Source organism: Zoogloea sp. JDB1, from assembly GCF_056724025.1.
Genome location: NZ_CM161496.1, coordinates 3,099,086 through 3,122,166, shown reverse-complemented (window position 1 = coordinate 3,122,166; position 23,081 = coordinate 3,099,086). Strand labels below are relative to the sequence as shown.

Here is a 23,081-nt window from a genome sequence, read left to right as displayed (position 1 = left end):
CCAGTTCCCCGCCCCATGAGCGACGCCCTCACCCATTTCGACGCCCACGGCCAGGCCCACATGGTGGATGTCTCTGCCAAATCCGAAACCCGCCGGGTTGCCCGTGCCGAAGGGCGCATCGTGATGCTGCCCGCCACGCTGGCCCGGATCCTCGCCGGCGACAACAAGAAGGGCGACGTGATCGGCATCGCGCGCATCGCGGCGATCCAGGGCGCCAAGCGGACCGCCGACCTGATCCCCCTGTGCCACCCGATTCCGCTGACCCGTGTCGCTGCCGACTTCGTACCGGAAGGCGAGGACACCATCCGCTGCACCGTCACAGCCGAAACCGTCGGCCGCACCGGTGTCGAGATGGAGGCGCTAACTGCCGTCCAGGTCGGACTGCTCACCATCTACGACATGTGCAAAGCCATGGATAAAGGCATGACGATGGAAGGCATCCGCCTCTTGGAGAAAGAAGGCGGCAAATCCGGGCACTGGAAGGCGGAAGACTAAGGCATGCGCCGCCGGAGCTTTCTGCAGGCCTTCGGCTCCGCCGCGGTCCTGGCCCCTCTCGTCGGCACCGGCCTGCTAAAGCCTGGGATGGCACTCGGCGCAGACGGCGGCCGAGACGCCTTCGAAGCCCGGACGGCCCTCGATGCGCTGCGCCTGCTCGGAGCCGGCGCCGCCGAACAGAACGCCACATTGACCATCCGGGCACCGGAGATCGCCGAGAACGGCGCCGCCGTGCCGATCGAAGGCATCAGCGCCATTCCGGGTACCACCCAGCTGAGCGTGCTGGTGGACAAGAACCCCTTCCCCCTCGTCGTACAGTTCAACTTCGGCCCGGAAGTGCTGCCGCGCTTCCAGACCCGGATAAAGATGGCCGAAAGTTCGCGCCTGCGCTTGGTGGCCGCTGCCGGCGGCAGGTTCTACACCGTGTTCCGGGACGTGAAAGTCACCGTCGGCGGCTGCGGAGAGTAAGGAGCGACCATGGCCGATTCGATCAAGATCCGCGCAACACTGAAGGGCAACATGGGAGAAGTCCGGCTGCTGATCCCCCACCCAATGGAATCGGGCCTGCGCCATGATCCGGCGGGGCAGACCATTCCCGCCCACTACATCACCTCGCTGACGCTGACCCTCAACGGCCGCCCAGTCATGGAGGCCGGGCTCGGTACGGCCTTGTCGGCCGATCCCCTATTCAGCTTCCAGTTCCAGGACGTCAAGGCCGGCGACAAGCTGGGGGTGGCCTGGCTCGACAACCGCGGGCAGCGCGGCGGCACGGAAACCGTGTTCGACACGAACTGACCTCACAAAGCTGGCGAAAAGCCAGCTTTGTCATCTCCCCAAGCAAGACAGCGCCTCCGGCACGGGGCTAGAATGCCCCGATTTCCGCCGGCATTATTCCTTTTCAGCCGGCACCGCGCTCCCTCTTTGCCAACGGCCCGCCATGAGCAACGAAATCGAACTCAAGCTCACCTTCCCGCAAAAATCCCTGGCCGCTCTACGCCGTCACCCGCTGATCGCCGATGCCCCCCGTGAAGGTCGTAGCGTCACCCTAGAAAACACCTATTTCGACACGCCCGAACTGGAGTTGCGCGAACGCCGCATGGCCGTCCGCACCCGCAAAGCCGGCAACCACTGGCTGCAGACGGTGAAGTGCGCCGCCGAATCCCTTGGTGGCCTGTCCAGCCGGCCGGAATGGGAGCAGCCCTATGCCAACGGCAGCTTCGACTTCTCAACCATCGACCGGGACGACGTGCGAACCCGCCTAGAGAACTTGCACCCGCACCTGATCCCGGTGTTCACCACCCATTTCAAGCGCGAAACCTGTGTCCTCACTCCGCGTGAAGGCGTCAAGGTACTGGCGATGATCGACAGCGGGACCATCGAGGCCGCCGAGCGCAGCAAGCCCCTGTGCGAGCTCGAACTGGAACTGGTAGAAGGTGATCCGCGCGAACTGTATGCCATTGCGCTGCAGCTGGCAGAAACCCTGCCCCTGACGCCCGAGAACGTCAGCAAGGCCGAGCGCGGCTATCGCCTGTATTCCAATCACGCCCTGCGCCCGGCCAAGGCCAGACCGTCGCGGCTGAACGCCGAACAATCCCCTGTGGACGCCTTCCGTGTCATCGGCTTCGACTGCCTGGCACTGTGGCAGGCCAATGAATCCGGCGCGCGGGAAAGCGACGATCCAGAGTTCATCCACCAACTGCGGGTCGCCCTGCGCCGCCTGCGCTCCGCACTGCGCCTGTTCGGCCCGGCCCTACCGGCAGACTTCGTGCAGCGCTGGTCCGATGGGCTCAAGGACGCCGCCGACGGACTCGGCGCCGCCCGCGACCTCGACGTGATGATTGCCGAGGTGCTCACGCCGGTGGCTGAATCCGGCCTCGCCGACGAAGCCACCCAGCGTCTGATCGCCATGGCCGTGGATCGCCGCGACCGGGAAAAGGCCGCCGCCCGCGAACAGCTCCTCGCCGCCAGCCACGGCCGCCAGATGCTGGCCCTGGCCGCCGACCTCTATGCGCTCGAGAGCGATGCGCTGGTGAAGTCCGCCAATCTCACCACCTTCGCCCGCCTGCAACTGAGTCAATTGCGCAAACGGGCGCGCAAGCGCCATACCGTCGCCCAGGAGCTGCATCCGGAAAAACTGCACGAGCTGCGGGTCTCCCTCAAGCGCCTCCGTTACGCCATCGAATTCCTGCTGCCCCTGTTGCCGGAAAAGGCCACCGTGCGCTATGCCAACGATATTGCCGATGTGCAGGAGACCCTCGGCTACCTCAACGACGAAGCAGTCGCCCGCAGCCGTCTGAAAGCCTGGGCCGGCAAGGATCCCGAACTGCGCAGCGGTGCGGCTTTCGTCGCCGGCTGGCATGCCCCTCGCATCGCTCGCCTGCGCAAGAACGTACTGCCCTCCCTCGAACCCATCCTGTGGGGCAAGGCTCCGTGGAGACGATGATGCTTTCATCTTCCGGTAACATCCCGGCCGCAGACTCCCGCCCTCTTTCGAGGAGAGAGGAGACCCATAAAATGGATTTGCTGCTGTGGCGCCACGCGGAAGCCGTGGATGGCCTGCCGGACAGCACCCGTGAGTTGACCGAGCGCGGTCTGCGCCAGGCTCACAAGGTGGCCGAGTGGCTGGAAAGCCGCCGCCCCAAGAAGCTGCGCGTGCTGGTCAGCCCGACCACACGTACCCGCCAGACGGCGAGCGCCTTCACCAAGGACTTCGAGATCGTCCAGGCCCTGGCGCCGGGAAACGACATTTCCGGCATTCTGGCCGCCTGCGGCTGGCCAGATGGCGGTGGCTCGGTGCTGGTCGTCGGCCATCAGCCGGAACTCGGCCGCCTGGCCTCCCTGCTACTGTCCGGCCACGAAGCCGACTGGACGATCAAGAAAGGCGCGCTGTGGTGGTTCACCAACCGTGTCCGCGAAGGTGAAACACAGACCGTACTGCGCACCGTGATGCCGGCCGATCTGGTTTAGCAAGACCGGCCGCCGAATTGCAAAAGGGCCACCGGGTTCCCCCGGTGGCCCTTTTGTCTGAGGCGCGGAATCTACAACTGCGTCCTTACACCGACAGCGCCTTCACATGCTGAATGACCTCACCGATCGCCTGCTGGGCCGAACCGTACAGCAGCCGGGTGTTGTCCTTGTAGAACAGCGCGTTCTCGATACCCGAGTAGCCGGTGCCCTTGCCGCGCTTCACGACGATGACGTTCTGCGCCATATCCGCGTTGAGGATCGGCATACCGAAGATCGGGCTCGACTTGTCGGTACGCGCTGACGGGTTCACCACGTCGTTGGCACCGATCACCAGGGCCACGTCAGCCTGCGGGAAATCGCCGTTGATCTCCTCGAGGTCGAAGATCTTGTCGTAGGGCACGCCGGCCTCGGCCAGCAGCACGTTCATGTGGCCCGGCATCCGCCCCGCCACCGGGTGGATCGCAAAGCTCACCTCGACGCCTGCTTCCTCCAGCAGCTCGGTCATCTCCCACACCTTGTGCTGGGCGCCGGCCACCGCCATGCCGTAGCCCGGCACGATGATGACCTTGCTGGCGTAGCGCATCATCGCCGCCGCATCCATCGCGCCGACTTCCTTCTGCTCGCCTTCCACCGCCTCGCCACCGCCGGCAGCCGCCATCGGCACGAAGAGGATGTTGCTGATCGGCCGGTTCATGGCCTTGGCCATCAACTGGGTCAGCAGCGTGCCGGCCGCGCCGACGACGATACCGGCGATGATCAGCGCCGGAATGCCCATCACGAAGCCTTCGAAACCCACGGCCAGGCCGGTGAAGGCATTGAACAGGGAGATCACCACCGGCATGTCAGCGCCGCCGATCGGCAGCGTGATGACGGTGCCGAGCACCAGCGCCAGGATGAAGAAGGCGCCAACCAGGGTCGAATCGATCTCCGGGGCGATCACGATGGCCGCACCGACACCCACCGTCACCAGGGCGAGGAGGATGTTCACCCCGTTCTGGGCCGGCAGCCGGAAGGCCTTCTTCATGACGCCTTGGAGCTTGGCCCAGGCCACCACCGAGCCGGCGAAGGACACCGCACCGATCAGCGCACCGAGGGTGGCCAGCAGGGTCACTACCATGCCGTGCATCTCGCCGCGGGCGAACTCCACTGCCGCGATGGCCGCCGCGGCGCCGCCGCCCATGCCGTTGTAGATCGCCACCATCTGCGGCATGTCGGTCATGGCGACCTTCTTGCCGGAGATCCAGGCCAGGGCACCACCGATGGCGATGGCGATGATCATCAGCGCGAAGTTGTTCATGCCCGGGGTGAGGAAGGTCACCACGGTGGCGAGCACCATGCCGACGCCGGCCCAGACAATGCCTTTGCGCGCCGAGACCGGCGAACTCATGCCCTTCAGGCCGAGGATGAAGAGGATCGCGGCGACGAAGTAGCTCGCGTCGATCAGCCATTTGATAGCCATCAGTTCTTCTCCTTAGCCTTGAACATGGCGAGCATGCGCTCGGTCACCACGTAACCGCCCGCCGCGTTGGCAGCACCGAGCAGCACGGCAACGAAGCCGATGGCCTGTTCGAGCGGGGTCTCTGCCTGGCCGAGAGCGATCATGCCGCCCACCAGCACCACGCCGTGAACGAAGTTCGAACCGGACATCAACGGGGTGTGCAGGATCACCGGCACACGGGAAATCACCTCGTAGCCGGTGAAGGCGGCGAGCATGAAGATGTAGATTGCAACAAATCCGTCCATGGTCTCGTCTCCCGGTCAGAGGCCCAGGGCCTGCTTGACGCCCGCGTGGCGAAGTTCGCCCGCGTGGGTCAGACAGGCACCGGCCATCACTTCATCGTCCCAGTTGAGGGTCAGCGCCCCGTCCTTGATGAAGGGGCTGATGAAGTTGAAAAGGTTCTTGGCGTACATCTCGGAGGCATGCACCGGCATGCGGCTGGGGATATGGGTGGGGCCGACGACGAGAGTCTCACCGACCCACACCTTCTCGCCAGCTACCGTGCCGGCGACGTTACCGCCGGTCTCGGCCGCCATATCAACGACCACCGAACCGGGCTTCATGCGCGCCACCATGTCGGCGCTGATGATCACCGGCGCCTTCTTGCCCGGGATCGCAGCGGTGGTGATCAGCGCATCGCAATCCGCGACGGCCTTGCCGAGCTTCTCGGCCTGCTGGCGCTTTTCGTCGTCGGTGAGTTCGCGGGCATAGCCACCGGAACCGGAGGCGGAAACACCGGTGTCAACAAACTTTGCACCCAGCGACTCGATCTGCTCCTTAGTTTCCGGCCGCACATCGTAGCCGGACACCATCGCGCCCAGCCGCTTGGCCGTGGCGATGGCCTGCAAGCCGGCAACGCCGGCGCCGATCACCAGCACCTTGGCGGGCCTGATGGTGCCGGCCGCGTAGGTAAGCATCGGGAAGAACTTCGGCGAGTGGTCGGCAGCGATCAGCGCACATTCGTAACCGGCCACCGCAGCCTGGCTGGACAGCACGTCCATGCTTTGCGCACGGCTGATACGGGGCAACAGTTCCAAAGCGAAACAGGTGATCTGTTTTTGGCGCAAAAGCTCCACTCGCTCCTTGCTGGACCAGGGTTGTTGCAAACCCACCAGTACCGTACCGGGCTTCAGTTCAGCCAGGGCTTCAAGCCCCAGCGGCTGAACCTGCAGGATGACGTCAGCCCTTTTGAGCACCGACAGTGGATCGGCAGTCGATTCAGCGGCTCCGTAATCTTCGTCACGGTAATAAGCCGATGCGCCGGCGCCGGCCTGGAGCAGCAAAGCTGCACCAAGCCCTTGATACTTCTTGGCTACGTCCGGAACGAGCGCAACGCGGCGCTCGCCCGGCATAAGCTCTTTGGTCACACCGATGACCAGGGGCATGAAAGCTCCTTCGAGGGGTAGTTGGAAATCTGATATCGTCGCGAGAGGGTTTCGCGAACGACTCAATACTGCCGGATGCCACCCGGGAAAACCCGAATTTCACCCATATCCTGCACGAAAATCCGGTTATTTGAACCGAATATCGCAAATACGATGCGAAAGTCTAGCAAGAAACGATCCCATCCCACCCGGAAGTTAGGGTTACCCCCAGGTTCACTGGTCCATATCGGTGAAATCAAGACCGAAAAGCCCAGTATCACCCTGATTGAGTTCGATTCCAACGGTGTACAGGAAACCCGCTTCGACTCTCTCGAAGCATCCCGCCAATATCAGCCTGGTAATGGCAAGCTGTGGCTGAATGTATATGGGCTGCATGACCCGGCCGTAATGGCGGAAATCGGACGGCGCTTCAAATTGCATCCACTGGTGCAGGAAGACATCCTGAACACCCACCAGCGTCCCAAGAGCGACGAATATGCGGACTACCTGTACATCGTCGCACGCTGTTTTGATTTCGATCCGGAAAGCCACAGCCTGACCTCGGATCAGGTCAGCATCGTGCTCAGCCACAATTTCGTGCTGACGTTCCAGGAACGGTCGACCGGCACCTTCGAGGCGGTACGGGAACGTCTGCGCTCCGAGCGTGGCGCCATGCGCGCCCACGGCGTCGACTACCTGGCCTACGCACTATTGGACACGCTGGTGGACCGCTATTTCGTGATGCTCGACAATCTGGCCGACATGGCAGAAGAACTGGAAGAGCAGGCGCTAACCCGCCCGACGCCCGAACTGCTGGCGGAGATCAACCGGGTCAAACACGAGGCTCTGGTCCTGCGCCGCGCCGTCTGGCCGCTACGCGAAGTGCTCAACGGCCTGGGTCGGGCCGACAACGGCTTCTTCTCCAGCGAGACGCGCCTGTATCTACGGGACATCTACGACCACACGGTGCACGTGCTCGAAACGCTGGAATCGGTACGCGACCTGCTCGCCGATTTGCTCGACATCTACCTATCCAGTGTCAGCAACCGGCTCAATACCGAAGTGCGCATCCTCACCGTACTGACCACACTGTTCATGCCGGCCACGCTGATCGCAGGCATCTTCGGCATGAACTTCCACGACATGCCACTGCTCGACACACATGACGGCTTTGACATGGCGATGGGCATGATGATTGGCGCCGCGGCACTGATGGCCGCATCGTTCTGGCGCAGGAACTGGCTGCGCACACGCTGAATTCAGGGTGTGCGTTTGGTGCTATCGACTTCAACGAGCTTGACGACAGCCAGGGAGATATTGTCGCCGCCGCCTTTGGCTCGATGGCGTGCCAGCTCGATCAGCGCCGAAGCCGCATCCCGGGGCGACATGCTGGCCAGGATCTGCCCCGTTTCCTCTTCGGTGATGTAGGCCCACAGGCCATCGGAGCACAACAGGAAAGCGTCACCCCCCACCAGCGGCGATGCGTGCCCGAAATCCACCCGCGGCTCCCGCTCCGACCCAAGGCAGGACAGCAAGACGTTGCGGTTCGGGTGGCGCAACGCGCCTTCCGGATCAAGCCGCCCCTTACGAACCAGCTCTTCGACCAACGAATGGTCGATGCTGCGTGTCACCAGTTGGCCGGCCCGGAAATGATAAAAACGCGAGTCCCCGCAATGGGCCCAGTCTGCACGGTCTGGCTGCATCATGAAGACAACCGCCGTACTGTGCGGGTCCTGCTCACTCGTGAAACGGGTGAGCTTGATGACGATATGCGCCTCATCGACGATGCTGCGCAGCAGGTCGGTTGCACTTTCGGAGGCGGGCGCAAACGCTTCGAAATTCTGACGGGCCTTCAGGATGACCTGCTCCGCCGCCATCGCGCCACCGGAATGCCCCCCCATACCATCCGCAAGCACAGCCATCAGCGTGCCCTTGCGAGTGGGATGCGCAAAAACTGCCGCCCTGTCCTGCTGCTCGGTCCGATCACCCGTGTGCTTGGCCACACAGGCTTCCGCCTGATAGCGCTTCTTGGCTGACGTGGTCTCAGGCACAGCGAAGGACGATGGGTGTGGTTTCAACATAAATGGCATAACCGTAAGAACAGGCCGCCGTCAGCATCTGTGAATACAGTATTCCAGCGTGCCGATCCGTGATCGACGACAACCTCCAATCCAATAATATTAACTGTTAATTTTGGATATACCGGCACTCCCTTACGCCTTACATAATCTTTCAGAACGTATCCGTGACATTTTCACCATTTTTCGCCCGATGTTGAACGGGTATTTTATGCCCCTATCACAAGTGCCCATTTCTGTCCGACACCGGTCGGATAGGCACCCCACAGAGCCAAGCCCCATCCACGCACAGATCAGAGACAACACTGGTATCGCCACGAAAAGAAATGCATCCAGCCTTCTGGAATCATTTTCACCATACATCGGCACGAAGGCCCGTCACCAAGCTTCCCCGGCTCGTTCAAGAATCCAGAGGCGGAGACACAAATCCGCCAAGAACACCCTCCAGCCGCGCAGCCACCATCATCAGCGCCTCGTCTTGCCAGCGTCGCCCGACAAGCTGGACACCAACCGGCAGCCCGGCCTCAATGCCGATCGGCATAGTGACAACCGGACTGCCGATCAACGAAAAGGGCGCGGTCCAGCCGATGGTCGCCTCCAGGTACGGCAGCTTCCGCCCATCCACCTGCATGGATGGCGGCTTGACCCAGGCAGGCATCGGCCGCCCCGTATAAGCCACCGTACAGGCGGCAGGACACAACAATCCATCAAGGTCCCCCAGAAAGCTTTCCAGACTGGAAATTGCCGCTTCCCGCGCATTCAGGGCTTGGTTGTAATCACGCAGGTTGAAACTCAGACCGTTTACAAACGCCCGTGCCAGCACCTCGGATCTCGGTAGAAGGTGTCCCGCCACCAGCAACAGCCTCCGCTGCCAGGCTGGCATACCGAGCCCTATCTCCGCCCCGCCGATGATTCCGAAAAGCCTGTGAAGGCGCAACAGGTCAAGGCCTGGCGGTGACCTGCGTTCCACTCGATGCCCAGCGGCCTCAAGCCTGCCGGCCATGCGGGCAAGGGCCGCACGGGTTCGCTCGCACAGGGGCAGACCAGCGTCCTCCCACAAGGCAAGACGCAAAGGCCGTCCGGGCATCGTCGTGATCGGCTCAGGCCGCCACGGCGGCACTTCCGTATCGATCCCGTCCGGCCCGGCGATCACGCCAAACCCCAGTTGCAGGTCTGCCACCGAGCGGGAGAGCAGCCCGAAGGACAGCATGTGCCGCACACTACGCTCGCCGCCTAAGTGATCGGGCAGATGCGGAATATGACCGGTGCGCGGAATCCTGTTCTCGGTAGCCTTCAAGCCAAACACGCCGCAATAGGCTGCCGGAATGCGGATTGAACCGCCGATGTCGCTGCCGACCTCAAGCAGCGAAAAGCCAGCCGCCACGGCGACGGCCGCCCCACCCGAGCTTCCGCCGGGTGTCAGTGCCGGGCTCCAGGGGTTACGCGTCAAGCCGAACAAGGGGCTCCAGCAATGGGGGGCGCCGGCCAGCTCTGGCAGATTGCTCTTCCCGACCACGATTGCCCCCGCCGCCCGCAGCCGGCCGACCACGCAGGCGTCCCGGTCGGGCACGTGATCAGCGAGCGGCCCGTAGCTGGCGGTAGTGCGCAAATCCCGGGTAGCGAAGGAATCCTTGACGGAAATCGGGATCCCCTGCAGCGGGAGGCGCTCGCCGGCAGCAAACCTGCCATCCGCATCCAGCGCGGCCTTTCGCGCGGCCGGAACGTCCACCGTCACAAGCGCATTCAGACTCGGATTGAAGCGGTCTATACGCGCCAGGCAGTGCTCCAGCAGCTCCGTAGCCGACACGGAGCCGGCCGACAGGGCGGCGGCGGCAGACGACGCCGTCCAGGGGAAATCGAGGTCAGACATGGGCGCGCTCCTGTGTTGGACACCCGCAGCCTAACAGCTTCGACCCGAACAGCATTTACCCCATGGACATTTTCGTGCACTTGAACGGCGGCGTGGTCCGCTACTAGGCAGCCATCCAGCCAAATGAATCCTCCGTCGGCCCGCTCGGGACGTACTCACAGCCGATCCAGCCGTTGTAGCCCAGGCCACGCAGGTGCTTGAACAGGAAGGGGAAGTTGATCTCACCCGTGCCCGGCTGATGGCGCCCCGGATTGTCCGCCAGCTGAATGTGGCCGATGCGCGGCAAATGGATGCTCAGCGTCCGGGCCAGATCGCCCTCCATTACCTGGGCATGGTAGATGTCGTACTGCAGGAACAAGTTCGGACGTTCGGCAGCATTCAGCAGCACCAGTGCCGGCGCAGTGCGATCAACCAGAAAGCCCGGCGTATCGCGGCTGTTGAGCGGTTCCATCAACACTTGGCGTTCCACCGGGGCCAGGGTATCGGCTGCAAAACGCAGGTTGTCCACCAGGGTTTCGTGCAGCAGTGCTTCATCGCTATCGGCCGGCCGAAGGCCAGCGAGGCAATTGATGCGTGGGCAGTTCAGTCCTTCCGCATAGCGCGCAGCCTCGAGCACACCTTCACGGAATTCGGCCACCCGCTCAGGCAGGCAGGCAATACCTCGTTCGCCGCCCGCCCAGTCACCGGCAGGAAAATTGAACAGCACCACCTCCACCGCTGCCCGCCGGGCAGCATCCGCTACTTCGTCGAGGGGAAAAGCGTAGGGAAAGTGGAGTTCGACCCCCTTGAAGCCCGCTTCCGCTGCAGCCGCGAAACGGTCCAGGAAAGGTTTGTCGAGGAAGAGGAAAGACAAATTGGCAGAGAAGCGCAGCATCGCGTAAGTCTCCAGCAGATAGGAATTGCGTCCGGACACGCTTCCCAACGACCACAAGGACCGCCGCGGAAGCCAAACCCGACCGCCTGATGGGTTATCATGCGCGACTTGACCCCAATAATCCAAGCCCCGCCAATGATCCGCAAACTGCTGCGCCGAGTGTTTCGCCGCGCCGCACCTGCCAATGCCCTGCCCGAACCCGCGGTCATCCCCGTCAATCGCCACGGAGTCCGCCGGGAACAAATCTCCCCTGCCGCCAACAAGGTCTGCGCCGTCCTTCAGGAAAACGGGCACAAGGCCTACGTCGTCGGCGGTGCGGTCCGCGACATCATCGTCGGCCAGACGCCGAAGGATTTCGACGTCGCCACCAGCGCCACGCCGGAAGAGGTCCGCGCGCTGTTTCGCCGCTCGCGCATCATCGGCCGCCGCTTCAAGATCGTACACGTCATGAGCGGCCCGGAAACCATCGAGGTCTCCACCTTCCGCGCGATGCAGGACGCCGAATCCGCCGAGACTGACGAGCACGGCCGCGTGCTACGCGACAACGTGTTCGGCTCGATGGCAGAGGACGCCACCCGCCGCGACTTCACAGTCAATGCGTTGTACTACAATCCCACCGACGAAACGGTGGTGGACTACCATCACGGCGTTGCCGACTTGCAGCAGAAGACCCTCCGCATGATCGGCGAACCGCGTGTGCGCTACCGCGAGGACCCTGTGCGCATGCTGCGTGCCGCCCGCCTCGGCGCCAAACTGGGCCTCACCATCGACCCCGCGGCGCGGGCACCGATCCGCGAGATGGCCAGCCTCCTCGAGAACGTGCCGCCGGCCCGCCTCTTCGATGAGATGCTCAAGCTGCTGATGTCCGGCCACGCAGTCAAGTGCCTGCGCCAGCTGCGCGAGGAAGGCCTGCACCACGGTCTGCTACCGCTGCTCGACGTGATCCTCGAGCAGCCGCTGGGTGAGCGCTTCGTCTGGCTGTCCCTCGAAAATACCGACGAGCGCGTCCGGCAGGGCAAACCTGTGTCTCCTGGCTTCCTGTTCGCCACGTTGCTGTGGCACGAAGTGCTGGCCGACTGGGAAGCCCGCAAGGAAAAGGGCGAACATTCCCAGCCCGCGCTGTTCGAGGCGATGGACGCGGTCCTCGACCGGCAGTCCGGCAAACTCGCGATCACCCGCCGCATCGTTGGCGACATCAAGGAAATCTGGGCCCTGCAGCCGCGCTTCGAGAAGCGCGCCGGCAAGACGCCGTACCGCCTGCTTGAGCAGCCACGTTACCGGGCTGGCTGGGACTTCCTGCGCCTGCGCGCCCAGTCAGGCGAGATTCCGATGGAACTGCCCGACTGGTGGGACGCCTTTGCCGACGCCAACCCGGACGCCCGCGAAGGCATGCTGGTCCCCGACAAGAGCGGCGCTGCCCGCAAGCGCCGTCGCCGCAAGAAGCCCGCAGGGGCGCCGTCGGCAGAATGAGCAGCGTAGCAGTCACCCGCGCCTACGTGGCGCTCGGCGCCAACATCGGCGAACCGGTCAAACACCTGCGGGCAGCCGTCGATGACCTCGGCACCCTTCCCGGCACGCGGGTCGTGGCTCGCTCGTCCCTGTACCGCAGTGCTCCGGTCGGCCTCCTCAACCAACCAGACTTCATCAATGCCGTGGTGGCGGTGGATACCGAAATGCCGGCGCTGGCGCTGCTGCGCCACTTGCTCGCCATTGAGGCCCGCCACGGCCGAGTGCGCAGCGTGCCCAACGCCCCGCGCACGCTCGACCTCGACCTGCTGCTCTACGGCGAACTGCAGATGCAGGAAACCGAGCTCACCCTGCCCCACCCGCGCATGCACCAGCGTGCCTTCGTGCTACTACCGCTGCTGGAAGTCGCACCGGACATCGTCCTGCCGACTCTCGGCGCGGGCCGGGATTTCCTGCCGTCCGTCGCCGACCAGGCCATTACCCGTACCGAGCCCCTCTGAATGCCGATCTGGATCCAGACTGCCCTGCTGCTGTCGGCCTCCAATATCTTCATGACCTTCGCGTGGTACGGCCACCTGAAGAACCTGGCCACCGCGCCCTGGTACGTGGCAGCATTCATCAGCTGGGGCATCGCGCTGTTCGAATACCTTCTTCAGGTGCCGGCCAACCGCATCGGCGCACAGGAACTCAACCTCGCCCAGTTGAAGATCATGCAGGAGGCGATCACCCTCACGGTGTTCGTTCCCTTCGCGCTTCTCTACATGCAGCAACCCCTCAAGCTTGACTATCTGTGGGCTGCCCTGTGTATCCTAGGGGCTGTTTACTTCATATTCCGGGCCTGAAAGGCGGAGCAAGCCATGCTCGAAAAAGCGCGCTACATTGTTGTCGAAGGCCCTATTGGCGCAGGCAAGACCACCCTCGCCCGGCGACTGGCCGACCGCCTTAGCGCGGAACTGCTGCTCGAAAATCCGGCCGCCAATCCCTTTCTCGGGCGCTTTTACCAGAACATCGAACGCTGGGGTCTGGCCACGCAGATCGCCTTCCTGTTCCAGCGCAGCGAGCAACTCGCCGCCTTCGATCACGAGCATAACCCCCAGCGCCGGGTGGTCTCCGATTTCCTGATCGACAAGGACCCGCTGTTCGCCGAGCTGACGCTGGCCGAAGACGAACTGCATCTCTACCGGCAACTCTACGCCCGCCTCAAGCCGACGGTCCGCAAGCCCGACCTGGTGATCTACCTGCAGGCCCAGCCTGAAGTCCTGGTCGAGCGCGTACGCAAACGCGGCGTGGAGTCCGAGCGCAAGCTCAGCGAACCCTACGTGGAACGGGTCGCCCAGCGCTATGCCAACTTTTTCCATCACTACGACGCCGCGCCGCTGTTCATCGTCAATGCCGAGTCCCTCAACCCCGTGGACAAGGCGGAAGATTTCGAACTGCTGTACTCCCGCCTGCTCGCCATGCGCAGCTACCGGGAATTCTTCGGCTACGCCGGCTGACGCCCACGCCCCACTCCCGCCTTACGCTTTTGCTTTCTTTGCTGCCGCCCCCTCTTGTGCCCTGCACAAGATTGGGGTTAACTGCCGCCGCGAGGAGGATCTTCCATGAGCTATCTGCAAGATAACGACAAACCCGTGACCATTTTCGAACTCGGCAAGATGCGCGCCGAGGGTCGCAAGATCACCATGCTCACCGGTTACGACGCCAGCTTCGCGGCATTGCTGGAACGCAACGGCGTGGACGTGATCCTGATCGGAGACTCCCTCGGCAACGTGCTGCAGGGACAGAAGACCACGCTGCCGGTGACCATGGAACACATGGTCTATCACACCGAGTGCGTGGCCCGCGGCTGCAATCGCCCGCTGATCGTCACCGACCTGCCCTTCGGCAGCTACACCGAGAACCCCGCCCAGGCCATGCGCAACTCAGCGCGACTGATGGCGGCCGGCGCACAGATGGTCAAGCTCGAAGGCGGCGCGTTCATGGCAGAGACGGTGCGCTTCCTGGTCGAACGAGGCGTGCCCGTGTGCGCCCATATCGGCCTCACGCCGCAATCCGTCCATCAGCTCGGCGGCTACCGCGTGCAAGGCCGCAGCGAGGAAGCAGCAGCAACCCTCAAGGCCGATGCGCTGGCCCTTGAACAGGCCGGTGCGGCAATGGTCGTGCTGGAGATGGTGCCCTCGACCCTCGCCGCCGACGTCACCGCCAGTCTGACATCGATGGCAACCATCGGCATCGGTGCCGGTGTGGACTGCCACGGCCAGGTGCTGGTGCTGCACGACCTGCTGGGCGTCTTCCACGGCAAGCGTCCGCGTTTCGCCAAGAACTTCATGGACGGCGCAACGAGCATCGACGAGGCCGTCGGCCGCTACGTCGCCGACGTCAAGACGAGCCGTTTCCCCGGCCCCGAACACAGCTACTGAAAGCCTTCAATGCAGACCCATCACACTATCGTCGGCCTGCGCGCGGCCCTTGCCGGGGCCGGGCGTGTCGCCTTTGTCCCCACCATGGGCAACCTCCACGACGGCCACATCGCGCTGATGCGCGAAGCACGCACGCAGGCCGACGTGGTGGTGGCGAGTATCTTCGTCAATCGCCTGCAGTTCGGTCCCAGCGAGGATTTCGACAAGTACCCGCGCACGCTGGCCGACGACTCGGCACGCCTCGAGGCCGCCGGCGTAGACTTTCTGTTCGCCCCGGATGAAAAGGAGATGTACCCAGCGCCCCAGCACTATCACGTCGAGCCCGACCCGGCCCACGTGAACATCCTGGAAGGCGCGGTGCGGGCTGGTCACTTTGGCGGCGTCGCTACTGTGGTGCTGAAGCTGTTCAACATCGTGCAGCCAGACATCGCACTGTTCGGCAAGAAGGACTACCAGCAACTGATGGTGCTGCGCAACATGGTCCGCGAACTGGCCCTGCCCATAGAGATCATCGCCGGCGAAACCATCCGCGCCGACGACGGCCTTGCCCTTTCGTCCCGCAACGGCTACTTGAGCGCCGCCGAACGGGCCGAAGCACCGCGCCTCAATCGTCAACTGGTATGGATCCGCGAGCGCATCGCCGCCGGCGAGCGGGACTTTTTGAAACTGGAAACCGAAGCTACTGCCGAACTCGCCGCCCACGGCTGGCGTCCCGACTACATCACCGTCCGGCGTCGCAGCGACCTGCAGGCCCCAGGAAAGGACGATGAGGCACTGGTTGTACTGGGTGCCGCACGACTCGGCACCACCCGCCTGATCGACAATCTGGAGATCTGAACGCAAATAAGAAGGGCGGCCCGAACAGGCCGCCCTTCTTCATTCTATGTTGTCACGTGGTGGAAACTCGCCGCCACCCGGGCATCGCCTTGCTCGCCCCGGCGCTCAACCTGTCCAAAAGCTTCAGCGAGGGCCAGACATTGGCGGATATCCTCAATGAGGAATTCACGCAGGCTCACCGCCAGGCTGAATTCACTCACTTCGAGCTGCGCCGTACAAGCGAGCCTGATCTCCTGCAGCACAGAAGGATAAACCGGGTCTTGAAGCAGCAAACTGGCCAGACGGGCCTTCAGATGCGGGACCTGCGGCTGCGGTACCAACCCTTGATCGAGCCCCCGGCAGGAGTGCAGGATCTGTTCGCGCACGAGCCGATGCTGCCCCATGGCCTGGGCAGCGAACATCCGTGTCAACAGGATTTCCCATTCTTGAGCCAGGCGCCTCTGCTCTGCTTTACGTTCACGCCAAGTCTGAACGGCAATGACCGTCAGCGCGAACACACCGAAACCACCAATCAATACGATGAGCATGATGCACCTCAATCCGACTTCACTTACTCCGACGCCTCAAGAGTAAGCAGCCGCCCAAATGAGCCGTGCCCAAAAAATCACGATGCGCGACGTACTACGCCATTTTTGAATGCCGGCGTGAATTGGCTCACATCCCGGCGGGCAGGGCTCGAACGCGGCCAGTACCCTCTCCGGGCATTCGAAGGGCCACCCGGACGATACCGGGCCACGCGGCCCCTCCGAACACTCCGAAAGTGGCGCACAGCGGCTTGCACTCTTGCGCTCTTCCACCCAAGCTATACACTCTGACTAGCCTGTAGCAGAGGGCTACAGGCCCTGAGGAGACGAACAATAAGGAGGGTTCAAGACAATGGCTGCAACGGTTCAACAGATTCTTCAGGCCAAGGGCTCCGCCTGCCACGCAGTGACACCCGACACGACCGTGTTGCAGGCCCTCCACCTGATGGCCGAACATAACGTGAGCGCGGTTCTGGTCATGCAAGGCGAGCGACTGGCCGGTATCTTCACGGAGCGCGACTACGCCCGAAAGGTCGTCCTCAAGGGGCTGGCTTCCAAAGACACCAAGGTCGGCGATCTGATGACGCCCAACGTACTCACCGTATCCCCCACCCATACGGTGGACGACTGCATGTGCATCATCACCAACAACCACGTACGGCACCTGCCAGTCGTGGATCATGGCAAAGTGGTCGGCATCGTCAGCATCGGCGACGCGGTGAAATCAGTGATGGAGCAGCAGCAGGCCACCATCAACCATCTGGCTGGCTACATCGCCGGCGATCTGGCCACCTGAAACCCTGTCTGCGGGCCCGGGGAAACCGGCTCAAGGCCCGCCCTGCCCCTCACCGGGCAAGGCACACAACGCAGGAAAGCGCACCACGACGGCCATCCCGTATCCACCTTCTCGTGGCAGGCCGGGTTCGAAATCCAGCCGGGCGCCGGCAATGTCGACAATGCGGGCAACGATGGACAAACCCAGCCCGCAACCATCCGCATCATTGCCAGCCCCCCGCGCAAAGCGAGTCAGCATCTGCTCTCGCAGTTCCGGCGCAATACCTGGGCCATTGTCGGCAACCCGCAGCCTAGCCGTGGTGGCATCGACCTGCACGACGACACGCCCGCCTTCGGGCGAATAGCGCAGCGCGTTGTCCACCAGATTCCGTATCAACACCTCCAGCCACCAGCGGTTGCCGCCGACCACTAGGCCACAGCCCGGTTCGAGCTCCAGACTCTGCCCGCGGCGCAAGGCCTGGGGCGTCAGAATGGAGCACACGGTTTCAGCAAGCTCGGCGAGGTCCACAGGGCTGTCCATCGCTCCTCGTCCTTCCGGGTCCAGGCGCGCCAGCGTCAGCAACTGCTCGACCAGGTGAGTCATGCGCTCGACCCCTGACAGGACCTGATCCAGCGCATGAGAGCGGACGCCCTCATCCGTCGCTCTGCGCGCCACCTGGGCCTGGATTTTGACGGCCGCGAGCGGAGTGCGCAGTTCATGGGCGGCGTCGGCGGTGAAGCGCCGTTCGTGGTCGAGTACTTCGGTCACCCGGGACACCAGCGCATCGAGCGAACCGACCAGCGGTGCGATTTCCTGCGGCAGCGCCCCCTCGACCTGCACCGGAGCCAGCCGGCGCGCATCCAGCCCGCCCACCGCCGTGGCAACGGCCTGTACCGGGCGCAGGGCCCGGCTCACCACCGCCCAGATCGCGACAGCGATCAGCGGCAGCCCGAACAGGATCGGCAGCAGCAGGTGCAGGGCCACCTCACCGGCCAGGCGATAACGCGCACTATGGTTCTGGCCGACGATCACCCTATAGGGGCTGTGGCCATGGTCGATGGTGACGAAGCGCCACAACTCACCATCGAGTTCATGCTCATCGAAGCCGGTCTGCAGGGTCACCGGCCGCTCCGGCATCTCCGCAGAGCGCACCAGCAATTGCCAGCGGCCCTTGTCGTCGTGCATCAGGGCCTGAAAGGCCACCGGCAACTGGTAGGCATGCTGGTGCTCAGCCATCTCCTGGGCGACTTGGGGCGACTGCCCGGCTGCCACGATGGCCAGCAGGGTCTCCGCCACCTGCATGAGCTGGGCATCGAAGAGCTCATCAGCCTCCTCGTGGGCAATGCGAAAGGCCACGACCGCCGACAGGCTCCACAAGGCTGCGACGGCCACGATCAGCATCGCCACCAGGCGGCGGCGCAGGGAATAGACGGAACGAGCCGCCGTCACCGGGGTGCCTCGTCCACCATGTAGCCCACCCCACGGACAGTGCGGATCAACTCGCTGCCGAGCTTGCGGCGCAGATGGTGGATGTGCACCTCCAGCGCATTGCTCTCCACCGCATCACCCCAGGCGTAGAGCTGCTCGTCGAGCACCCGGCGGGTCAACACCCTCCCCGCGGCATCGAGCAGCATACGCAGCAGTTCGAACTCCTTGCCGGTCAGCAGCACTGGCTCACCCTTCAGCGTCACCGTCCGGGCGGCCGGATCGAGCGTCAGCTCGCCATGGCGCAGGCAGGCGTCCGCCCGCCCCTGGGAACGCCGGACCAGCGCCCGCAGGCGGGCCGCCAGTTCATCCAAGTCGAAAGGCTTGACAACGTAGTCGTCCGCCCCCTGATCAAGGGCCCGAACCTTGTCAGCCACCTGGTCGCGGGCCGTCAGCACCAGCACGGGTACGGGATTGCCAACGGCGCGCAGCGCTGCCAGTACGGCAACGCCATCCTTGCGCGGCAGGCCAAGATCGAGCAGGACCGCGGCAAAGCTCTCGCAGCCCAATGCGGCCAGTGCAGCCTCCCCATCGCGGACCCAGTCCACCACGAAGCCGGCCCCCGTGAGTCCCGCCTTCACACCATCGCCCAGCAGGCGGTCATCCTCAACCAGAAGAACACGCATCCGGCGCGACTCCTTCAAACAACATGCAACTTGAAATGAAAACAGCCGCAGAAGAGGACATCCCCTCTCCTGCGGCTGGACAGGATCGCACAAGTCGGCACGCTTCCCGGCGACCACGTCCTCCAGCGGAGTTCGTGACCACTTTAGCTCGCGTCCCTTAGGGAATCCTTATCGCCGGTTCACTATCGCGTCGGCCCCTCAGAAGCTAAGGCGATAAGACGCACCGGTCGGCCCAAGCACCCAGTTGCCGGCCCGCACGCCCACGTACGCGCCGACTGCATCCCAGGCCAGATCCTTCCACGAAAAGCGGTTGCAGTCCTGCTGGGAGTCGTAAATCTCCTTGGCCACACCAGGAGCCAGCGCCAAACCGAAGGCCGTCCAAGGATCGGACGACAGCCGCGATGCACCGACACCGAGCGCGGCGGAAACGCCGAAATGCGCCGCCTTGTCGCTGCCACCCCAGTCGTCGTGGTAGCGGCCGCAAGCCTCGGCAGAACCGGCCAGGCCGGCAAGGATCATTAGGGTTGCCAGGATTTTCAAGCTAAACCTCGTTGGAAAATTGAATACCGCCCGCATGATACGGGAGTCCCAAACGGCATCAACGGGTTTCAGCCATCAAGCACCAGGCCCCTACAGCGGGCGCTGGACGCTCAGGGCACCACGGATCTGGCCCAACTGATAATCCACGGCCCGATCGTGCGGGTAGCTGCGCGCCAATTGTTCCTTCAGCGCCGTATCCAGCCCCTCTCGTGCACCGTGGCAGGCCAGGCATACGTCCCCGACCGGAATGGCCTTGATATAACGATAGACCTGCTTGCCGTTCTCACTGATGACCTCGCCAGCCTCGAGCGTGTCGGCTTTTTCGCCGTTGGCCGCACGGATGTTGAACTCGGCCAGTTGGCGCGCCTCCCAGACATCAGGCGCCCCCCGCTCCGGGTTACGCGTCTTGAGGCTCACGCGGCGCATCTGCCAGCCAGTCTTGTCGGACTGCTCCTTGATCAACTGCGGAGCCTTGTCCTTGCAGACGGGGATCGCGTCCACCGCGCCCTTGGCGACAACGGTTTCCTTCATCATCGCGACCACCTTCGGCAGCACTGGCAGTGCCCGCGTACGGGTGTCGAGCTTGAGCGCCTCCAGGTCCTGAGCCTGGACGTTGACGGTGATACAGGCAAGAGTCACAAGGGAAAAACGGAGCATAACGGACCTCGTTAATTAGAAAAAACTAATATATACGATGTCATGCCGCCGGCACCAGTCGAGGGAACCTGTAACTTCCTTATCGGACCAACATTAACCCCCATCACCAACGTCAGGAGATCGTCATGGAATCGCACATCCACAACATCGCCAACCTGTTTGCCCAGCTTGGGCTGCCCAGTGAAAGCAGTGCCATCGACGCCTTCATCGCCGCCCATGCGCCGCTGCCCCACGATGTTCCCTTGAGCGAGGCGCCCTTCTGGTCGCCCGTTCAGGCGGCTTTCCTGAAGAACGAGATTGCGGAGGACGCCGACTGGAGCGCCGTGATCGACACCCTCGATGTCCAGTTGCGCGCGGCCGGCTGAAGTCTATTCCTGCAACAGGAAGCGCCGGGGATCTACGCCCCATTTCTCCGGCGTTTCGGCGGATACGATGCGATCCACATTTCCTGGCCGTCGGGACAGATCGATCACCTCGGGCTTGGTATAGCCGTTAGAGCGGGTCGAGAAGAAGATCCGTACCCGCGGAGTCAGCAGGCTGCCTTCGTTCTGCTCGATGACTACGCCGAGCCGCCCCGACTCAAGGCGTACCAAGCTCCCCACCGGATAGATGCCGACGCAGCGCATGAAAGCCTGCAACAGCTTCTGGTCGAAGTGGTCGGCGCTCCACTCCCACATCTTGCGCAGTGCCTCGGCCGCTGGCAGCCCCTTGTGGTAGCAGCGGTCGGCGGTGATTGCATCGTACACATCGACGATCGCCGCCATCCGCGCCATCGTCGAAATCGCATCACCGGACAGCTTGTCTGGATAGCCATGCCCATCCAGGCGCTCGTGGTGATGGCGCGTGATGTCCAGCGGCACCGGACCGATGCCCGGCGTTTCAAGCAGCACCGCGTGGCCGTCACCGGGATGGCGCTTGATCATGTCGAACTCGGCATCCGTCAGCCGACCGGGCTTGTTGAGCACCGCATCCGGCACTCGCATCTTTCCGATGTCATGCAGCAGGCCACCGATTCCGCCTTGACGCAACTCGTCGCCCGAAAGGCCCAGGGAGCGACCGAAAGCGATCATCAAGGTACATACGCTGACCGAATGCAGAAAGGTGTAGTCGTCCTTGTTCTTGATGCCGATCAGGCCGAGCAGCGCCCCGCTGTTGCGCAGCACCGAACCCGTGATTGCCTCGACCACCGGCTCGGCATCCTCCAGCGACACCGCCCGCCCTAGGCGCACATCGCGCATCATCGTGCGCACGACCTTGTGGGCCTGCTCGTGCACCTTGCGCGCGCGGGCCATTTCCTCATGCACAGACACCCGCAGCACGTGATCGTCGGGCGTCGCAAGCACGGCCTGGAGTTCCTGCTCGACCGCAGCCTGAACTTCCGACGCGGCCACCGCCTCGATATCGTCGAGGCCCCGGGCGGTGTCGATGTAAACATGCTGAATGCCAGCATCGACGATGCGGCGCAAGTCCTCACCCTTAAGCAGGAACTGGGCGCGCCAGAACGGGTGGGACATCCAGTCCCCGCACAGCTCGTGGACGAACATTCCCGCTTTAAGGCGACTGACGGAGATTTTCTTTAGCATTCGAATTAAACAAATTTAACGTTTTTATTATTTAAAGCTCAGGTTCTCACAAAAGGCCGAAATCGTCACTTCCCAACTCAGGCATCCCGAGGCAGATCGTGATGAATTCCATGCTCCCGTGCTGCAAAGCACAAGATATACAAACGCTATAATCCCGACTTCCTAAGCTGCTTACAGTCAATCGTTCATGGACATCATCCTGCTTCTCAAAGCCCTGATCCTCGGCGTGGTCGAAGGCCTCACCGAGTTTCTGCCGATCTCCAGCACAGGCCACCTGATTCTGGCCGGTGATCTGCTCGACTTCAATGACGACCGGGGCAAGCTGTTTGAAATCGTCATCCAGTCCGGCGCCATCCTGGCCGTCGTATGGGAGTTCCGTGAGCGCATCATCAGCACCTTCGCCGGCCTTGGACGTCAGCGTGAAGCCAACCGGCTGGTCCTCAACCTGTTCATCGCCTTCCTGCCACTGGCCATCCTCGGGCTGGCTTTCGGCAAGAAGATCAAGGCCGTGCTGTTCGCCCCGCTACCGGTGGCCACAGCCTTCATCGTCGGTGCCTTCGTGATCCTGTGGGCCGAGCGACGAGACCACCGCATCCGCATCGAAACTGTCGATGACATGCGGCCCCTTGACGCCCTCAAGATGGGTATCGCCCAGGCTTTCGCGCTGATTCCCGGCACCTCCCGCTCCGGCTCGACGATCATCGGCGGCATGCTCTTCGGCCTGTCCCGCAAAGCCGCGACCGAGTTCTCTTTCTTCCTCGCCATCCCGACCCTCGGCGTCGCAACCATCTACGAACTCTACAAGGAACGCGCCCTGCTCAATGCAGACGACATCGGCATGTGGATCGTCGGTTTCATCGCCGCCTTTGTCTCTGCCTTTTTCTGCGTACGCTGGCTGTTGCGCTACATCTCCAGCCATGACTTCGTGCCGTTTGCGTGGTACCGCATCGCCTTCGGCGTCATCGTGCTGGCAACCTGGCATTTCGGCCTCGTCGAATGGACGGCCCACTGACGCCTGAGC

General features: G+C 63.2%; 27 protein-coding genes. 15 read left to right on the top strand and 12 right to left on the bottom strand.

What is annotated here, in order from left to right:
* The first annotated feature begins 15 nt into the window (after positions 1-15).
* From moaC to AC1PPK_RS14050, 5 genes are all read left to right on the top strand, one after another.
* Positions 16-495: a cyclic pyranopterin monophosphate synthase MoaC gene (gene moaC, locus AC1PPK_RS14070; protein WP_481113676.1), complete on the top strand. Its 480-nt coding sequence runs from the start codon at positions 16-18 to the stop codon at positions 493-495.
* A gap of 3 nt (positions 496-498) precedes the next feature.
* Entirely contained in the window at positions 499-963 is a 465-nt protein-coding gene (locus AC1PPK_RS14065; protein ID WP_481113675.1) for a thiosulfate oxidation carrier protein SoxY, read from the top strand.
* Positions 964-972: 9 nt separating this feature from the next.
* A complete protein-coding gene (gene soxZ / locus AC1PPK_RS14060) occupies positions 973-1,290 on the top strand; it encodes a thiosulfate oxidation carrier complex protein SoxZ (RefSeq protein WP_481113674.1) in 318 nt (105 codons plus the stop codon).
* Between the two features lie 142 nt (positions 1,291-1,432).
* Positions 1,433-2,938 (top strand): CYTH and CHAD domain-containing protein, encoded by a 1,506-nt coding sequence (locus tag AC1PPK_RS14055; RefSeq protein WP_481113673.1) that lies wholly within the window; start codon positions 1,433-1,435, stop codon positions 2,936-2,938.
* 71 nt (positions 2,939-3,009) lie between these two features.
* Complete coding sequence (locus AC1PPK_RS14050; protein ID WP_481113672.1) at positions 3,010-3,462, top strand: SixA phosphatase family protein; 453 nt, start codon at positions 3,010-3,012, stop codon at positions 3,460-3,462.
* 85 nt (positions 3,463-3,547) lie between these two features.
* Here AC1PPK_RS14050 and AC1PPK_RS14045 read toward each other — a convergent pair whose 3' ends face one another.
* Genes AC1PPK_RS14045 through AC1PPK_RS14035 form a run of 3 tightly spaced genes read right to left on the bottom strand, consistent with a single transcriptional unit; the run spans position 3,548 to position 6,345 of the window.
* A complete protein-coding gene (locus tag AC1PPK_RS14045; RefSeq protein WP_481113671.1) occupies positions 3,548-4,921 on the bottom strand; it encodes an NAD(P)(+) transhydrogenase (Re/Si-specific) subunit beta in 1,374 nt (457 codons plus the stop codon).
* Positions 4,921-5,205 (bottom strand): NAD(P) transhydrogenase subunit alpha part 2, encoded by a 285-nt coding sequence (locus AC1PPK_RS14040; protein ID WP_079435886.1) that lies wholly within the window; start codon positions 5,203-5,205, stop codon positions 4,921-4,923. Before AC1PPK_RS14040 ends, AC1PPK_RS14045 begins: the two co-directional genes overlap by 1 nt.
* Before the next feature lie 15 nt (positions 5,206-5,220).
* A complete protein-coding gene (locus tag AC1PPK_RS14035) occupies positions 5,221-6,345 on the bottom strand; it encodes an NAD(P) transhydrogenase subunit alpha (RefSeq protein ID WP_481113670.1) in 1,125 nt (374 codons plus the stop codon).
* A gap of 153 nt (positions 6,346-6,498) precedes the next feature.
* On the opposite strand from AC1PPK_RS14035, the gene corA reads away from it, so the two are divergent.
* Positions 6,499-7,581, top strand: coding sequence for a magnesium/cobalt transporter CorA (corA, locus tag AC1PPK_RS14030; RefSeq protein WP_481113669.1), 1,083 nt, complete (start codon positions 6,499-6,501; stop codon positions 7,579-7,581).
* Positions 7,582-7,583: 2 nt separating this feature from the next.
* On the opposite strand, the gene AC1PPK_RS14025 is transcribed toward corA, so the two are convergent.
* The 3 genes from AC1PPK_RS14025 to hyi form a co-directional block, all read right to left on the bottom strand.
* Positions 7,584-8,405 (bottom strand): PP2C family protein-serine/threonine phosphatase, encoded by an 822-nt coding sequence (locus tag AC1PPK_RS14025; RefSeq protein WP_481113668.1) that lies wholly within the window; start codon positions 8,403-8,405, stop codon positions 7,584-7,586.
* A 397-nt stretch (positions 8,406-8,802) separates the two neighbouring features.
* Positions 8,803-10,272: an amidase gene (locus AC1PPK_RS14020; RefSeq protein WP_481113667.1), complete on the bottom strand. Its 1,470-nt coding sequence runs from the start codon at positions 10,270-10,272 to the stop codon at positions 8,803-8,805.
* Positions 10,273-10,375: 103 nt separating this feature from the next.
* Positions 10,376-11,146, bottom strand: a complete 771-nt coding sequence (hyi, locus tag AC1PPK_RS14015; RefSeq protein WP_481113666.1) for a hydroxypyruvate isomerase — start codon at positions 11,144-11,146, stop codon at positions 10,376-10,378.
* A 135-nt stretch (positions 11,147-11,281) separates the two neighbouring features.
* Between hyi and pcnB the strand changes: the two genes are divergently transcribed.
* The 6 genes from pcnB to panC all read left to right on the top strand — a co-directional run bounded on the left by pcnB (position 11,282) and on the right by panC (position 15,870).
* Complete coding sequence (gene pcnB / locus AC1PPK_RS14010; RefSeq protein ID WP_481113665.1) at positions 11,282-12,616, top strand: polynucleotide adenylyltransferase PcnB; 1,335 nt, start codon at positions 11,282-11,284, stop codon at positions 12,614-12,616.
* On the top strand, positions 12,613-13,113 hold the full coding sequence (gene folK, locus AC1PPK_RS14005) for a 2-amino-4-hydroxy-6-hydroxymethyldihydropteridine diphosphokinase (RefSeq protein ID WP_481113664.1): 501 nt from the start codon (positions 12,613-12,615) through the stop codon (positions 13,111-13,113). The genes pcnB and folK overlap by 4 nt, the downstream gene beginning before the upstream one ends.
* Positions 13,114-13,455 carry a DMT family protein gene (locus AC1PPK_RS14000; RefSeq protein ID WP_481113663.1) on the top strand — a complete coding sequence of 114 codons (342 nt, stop codon included), beginning with the start codon at positions 13,114-13,116 and terminating at the stop codon, positions 13,453-13,455.
* Between the two features lie 15 nt (positions 13,456-13,470).
* A complete protein-coding gene (locus AC1PPK_RS13995) occupies positions 13,471-14,109 on the top strand; it encodes a deoxynucleoside kinase (protein WP_481113662.1) in 639 nt (212 codons plus the stop codon).
* 105 nt (positions 14,110-14,214) lie between these two features.
* Positions 14,215-15,033, top strand: coding sequence for a 3-methyl-2-oxobutanoate hydroxymethyltransferase (panB, locus tag AC1PPK_RS13990; protein ID WP_481113661.1), 819 nt, complete (start codon positions 14,215-14,217; stop codon positions 15,031-15,033).
* A gap of 9 nt (positions 15,034-15,042) precedes the next feature.
* A complete protein-coding gene (gene panC, locus AC1PPK_RS13985; RefSeq protein ID WP_481113660.1) occupies positions 15,043-15,870 on the top strand; it encodes a pantoate--beta-alanine ligase in 828 nt (275 codons plus the stop codon).
* 44 nt (positions 15,871-15,914) lie between these two features.
* On the opposite strand, the gene AC1PPK_RS13980 is transcribed toward panC, so the two are convergent.
* A complete protein-coding gene (locus AC1PPK_RS13980) occupies positions 15,915-16,397 on the bottom strand; it encodes a hypothetical protein (protein ID WP_481113659.1) in 483 nt (160 codons plus the stop codon).
* A gap of 349 nt (positions 16,398-16,746) precedes the next feature.
* Between AC1PPK_RS13980 and AC1PPK_RS13975 the strand changes: the two genes are divergently transcribed.
* Entirely contained in the window at positions 16,747-17,190 is a 444-nt protein-coding gene (locus AC1PPK_RS13975; RefSeq protein ID WP_481113658.1) for a CBS domain-containing protein, read from the top strand.
* Positions 17,191-17,220: 30 nt separating this feature from the next.
* Here the strand turns inward: AC1PPK_RS13975 and AC1PPK_RS13970 are convergent, their stop codons facing one another.
* The 4 genes from AC1PPK_RS13970 to AC1PPK_RS13955 all read right to left on the bottom strand — a co-directional run bounded on the left by AC1PPK_RS13970 (position 17,221) and on the right by AC1PPK_RS13955 (position 20,477).
* The gene (locus AC1PPK_RS13970; protein WP_481113657.1) at positions 17,221-18,618 is read right to left on the bottom strand and encodes an ATP-binding protein; all 1,398 of its coding nucleotides are present in this window, start codon (positions 18,616-18,618) and stop codon (positions 17,221-17,223) included.
* Positions 18,615-19,280, bottom strand: a complete 666-nt coding sequence (locus AC1PPK_RS13965) for a response regulator (RefSeq protein ID WP_481113656.1) — start codon at positions 19,278-19,280, stop codon at positions 18,615-18,617. The genes AC1PPK_RS13970 and AC1PPK_RS13965 overlap by 4 nt, the downstream gene beginning before the upstream one ends.
* 198 nt (positions 19,281-19,478) lie before the next feature.
* Entirely contained in the window at positions 19,479-19,820 is a 342-nt protein-coding gene (locus AC1PPK_RS13960) for a hypothetical protein (protein ID WP_481113655.1), read from the bottom strand.
* Positions 19,821-19,910: 90 nt separating this feature from the next.
* On the bottom strand, positions 19,911-20,477 hold the full coding sequence (locus AC1PPK_RS13955) for a Tll0287-like domain-containing protein (RefSeq protein ID WP_481113654.1): 567 nt from the start codon (positions 20,475-20,477) through the stop codon (positions 19,911-19,913).
* A 125-nt stretch (positions 20,478-20,602) separates the two neighbouring features.
* On the opposite strand from AC1PPK_RS13955, the gene AC1PPK_RS13950 reads away from it, so the two are divergent.
* Positions 20,603-20,842 (top strand): DUF2789 domain-containing protein, encoded by a 240-nt coding sequence (locus tag AC1PPK_RS13950; RefSeq protein WP_481113653.1) that lies wholly within the window; start codon positions 20,603-20,605, stop codon positions 20,840-20,842.
* Positions 20,843-20,845: 3 nt separating this feature from the next.
* Here the strand turns inward: AC1PPK_RS13950 and AC1PPK_RS13945 are convergent, their stop codons facing one another.
* Complete coding sequence (locus AC1PPK_RS13945) at positions 20,846-22,060, bottom strand: HD-GYP domain-containing protein (RefSeq protein ID WP_481113652.1); 1,215 nt, start codon at positions 22,058-22,060, stop codon at positions 20,846-20,848.
* Positions 22,061-22,247: 187 nt separating this feature from the next.
* Between AC1PPK_RS13945 and AC1PPK_RS13940 the strand changes: the two genes are divergently transcribed.
* Positions 22,248-23,072 (top strand): undecaprenyl-diphosphate phosphatase, encoded by an 825-nt coding sequence (locus AC1PPK_RS13940; protein WP_481113651.1) that lies wholly within the window; start codon positions 22,248-22,250, stop codon positions 23,070-23,072.
* Positions 23,073-23,081 lie beyond the last annotated feature (9 nt).

What these genes read in the sequence shown, in the direction of transcription:
- moaC (WP_481113676.1), top strand. Translation starts at nt 16, where the DNA reads ATGAGCGACGCCCTCACCCATTTCGACGCCCACGGCCAGGCCCACATG.
- AC1PPK_RS14065 (WP_481113675.1), top strand. Translation starts at nt 499, where the DNA reads ATGCGCCGCCGGAGCTTTCTGCAGGCCTTCGGCTCCGCCGCGGTCCTG.
- soxZ (WP_481113674.1), top strand. Translation starts at nt 973, where the DNA reads ATGGCCGATTCGATCAAGATCCGCGCAACACTGAAGGGCAACATGGGA.
- AC1PPK_RS14055 (WP_481113673.1), top strand. Translation starts at nt 1,433, where the DNA reads ATGAGCAACGAAATCGAACTCAAGCTCACCTTCCCGCAAAAATCCCTG.
- AC1PPK_RS14050 (WP_481113672.1), top strand. Translation starts at nt 3,010, where the DNA reads ATGGATTTGCTGCTGTGGCGCCACGCGGAAGCCGTGGATGGCCTGCCG.
- AC1PPK_RS14045 (WP_481113671.1), bottom strand. Translation starts at nt 4,921, where the DNA reads ATGGCTATCAAATGGCTGATCGACGCGAGCTACTTCGTCGCCGCGATC.
- AC1PPK_RS14040 (WP_079435886.1), bottom strand. Translation starts at nt 5,205, where the DNA reads ATGGACGGATTTGTTGCAATCTACATCTTCATGCTCGCCGCCTTCACC.
- AC1PPK_RS14035 (WP_481113670.1), bottom strand. Translation starts at nt 6,345, where the DNA reads ATGCCCCTGGTCATCGGTGTGACCAAAGAGCTTATGCCGGGCGAGCGC.
- corA (WP_481113669.1), top strand. Translation starts at nt 6,499, where the DNA reads ATGCGAAAGTCTAGCAAGAAACGATCCCATCCCACCCGGAAGTTAGGG.
- AC1PPK_RS14025 (WP_481113668.1), bottom strand. Translation starts at nt 8,405, where the DNA reads ATGTTGAAACCACACCCATCGTCCTTCGCTGTGCCTGAGACCACGTCA.
- AC1PPK_RS14020 (WP_481113667.1), bottom strand. Translation starts at nt 10,272, where the DNA reads ATGTCTGACCTCGATTTCCCCTGGACGGCGTCGTCTGCCGCCGCCGCC.
- hyi (WP_481113666.1), bottom strand. Translation starts at nt 11,146, where the DNA reads ATGCTGCGCTTCTCTGCCAATTTGTCTTTCCTCTTCCTCGACAAACCT.
- pcnB (WP_481113665.1), top strand. Translation starts at nt 11,282, where the DNA reads ATGATCCGCAAACTGCTGCGCCGAGTGTTTCGCCGCGCCGCACCTGCC.
- folK (WP_481113664.1), top strand. Translation starts at nt 12,613, where the DNA reads ATGAGCAGCGTAGCAGTCACCCGCGCCTACGTGGCGCTCGGCGCCAAC.
- AC1PPK_RS14000 (WP_481113663.1), top strand. Translation starts at nt 13,114, where the DNA reads ATGCCGATCTGGATCCAGACTGCCCTGCTGCTGTCGGCCTCCAATATC.
- AC1PPK_RS13995 (WP_481113662.1), top strand. Translation starts at nt 13,471, where the DNA reads ATGCTCGAAAAAGCGCGCTACATTGTTGTCGAAGGCCCTATTGGCGCA.
- panB (WP_481113661.1), top strand. Translation starts at nt 14,215, where the DNA reads ATGAGCTATCTGCAAGATAACGACAAACCCGTGACCATTTTCGAACTC.
- panC (WP_481113660.1), top strand. Translation starts at nt 15,043, where the DNA reads ATGCAGACCCATCACACTATCGTCGGCCTGCGCGCGGCCCTTGCCGGG.
- AC1PPK_RS13980 (WP_481113659.1), bottom strand. Translation starts at nt 16,397, where the DNA reads ATGCTCATCGTATTGATTGGTGGTTTCGGTGTGTTCGCGCTGACGGTC.
- AC1PPK_RS13975 (WP_481113658.1), top strand. Translation starts at nt 16,747, where the DNA reads ATGGCTGCAACGGTTCAACAGATTCTTCAGGCCAAGGGCTCCGCCTGC.
- AC1PPK_RS13965 (WP_481113656.1), bottom strand. Translation starts at nt 19,280, where the DNA reads ATGCGTGTTCTTCTGGTTGAGGATGACCGCCTGCTGGGCGATGGTGTG.
- AC1PPK_RS13955 (WP_481113654.1), bottom strand. Translation starts at nt 20,477, where the DNA reads ATGCTCCGTTTTTCCCTTGTGACTCTTGCCTGTATCACCGTCAACGTC.
- AC1PPK_RS13950 (WP_481113653.1), top strand. Translation starts at nt 20,603, where the DNA reads ATGGAATCGCACATCCACAACATCGCCAACCTGTTTGCCCAGCTTGGG.
- AC1PPK_RS13945 (WP_481113652.1), bottom strand. Translation starts at nt 22,060, where the DNA reads ATGCTAAAGAAAATCTCCGTCAGTCGCCTTAAAGCGGGAATGTTCGTC.
- AC1PPK_RS13940 (WP_481113651.1), top strand. Translation starts at nt 22,248, where the DNA reads ATGGACATCATCCTGCTTCTCAAAGCCCTGATCCTCGGCGTGGTCGAA.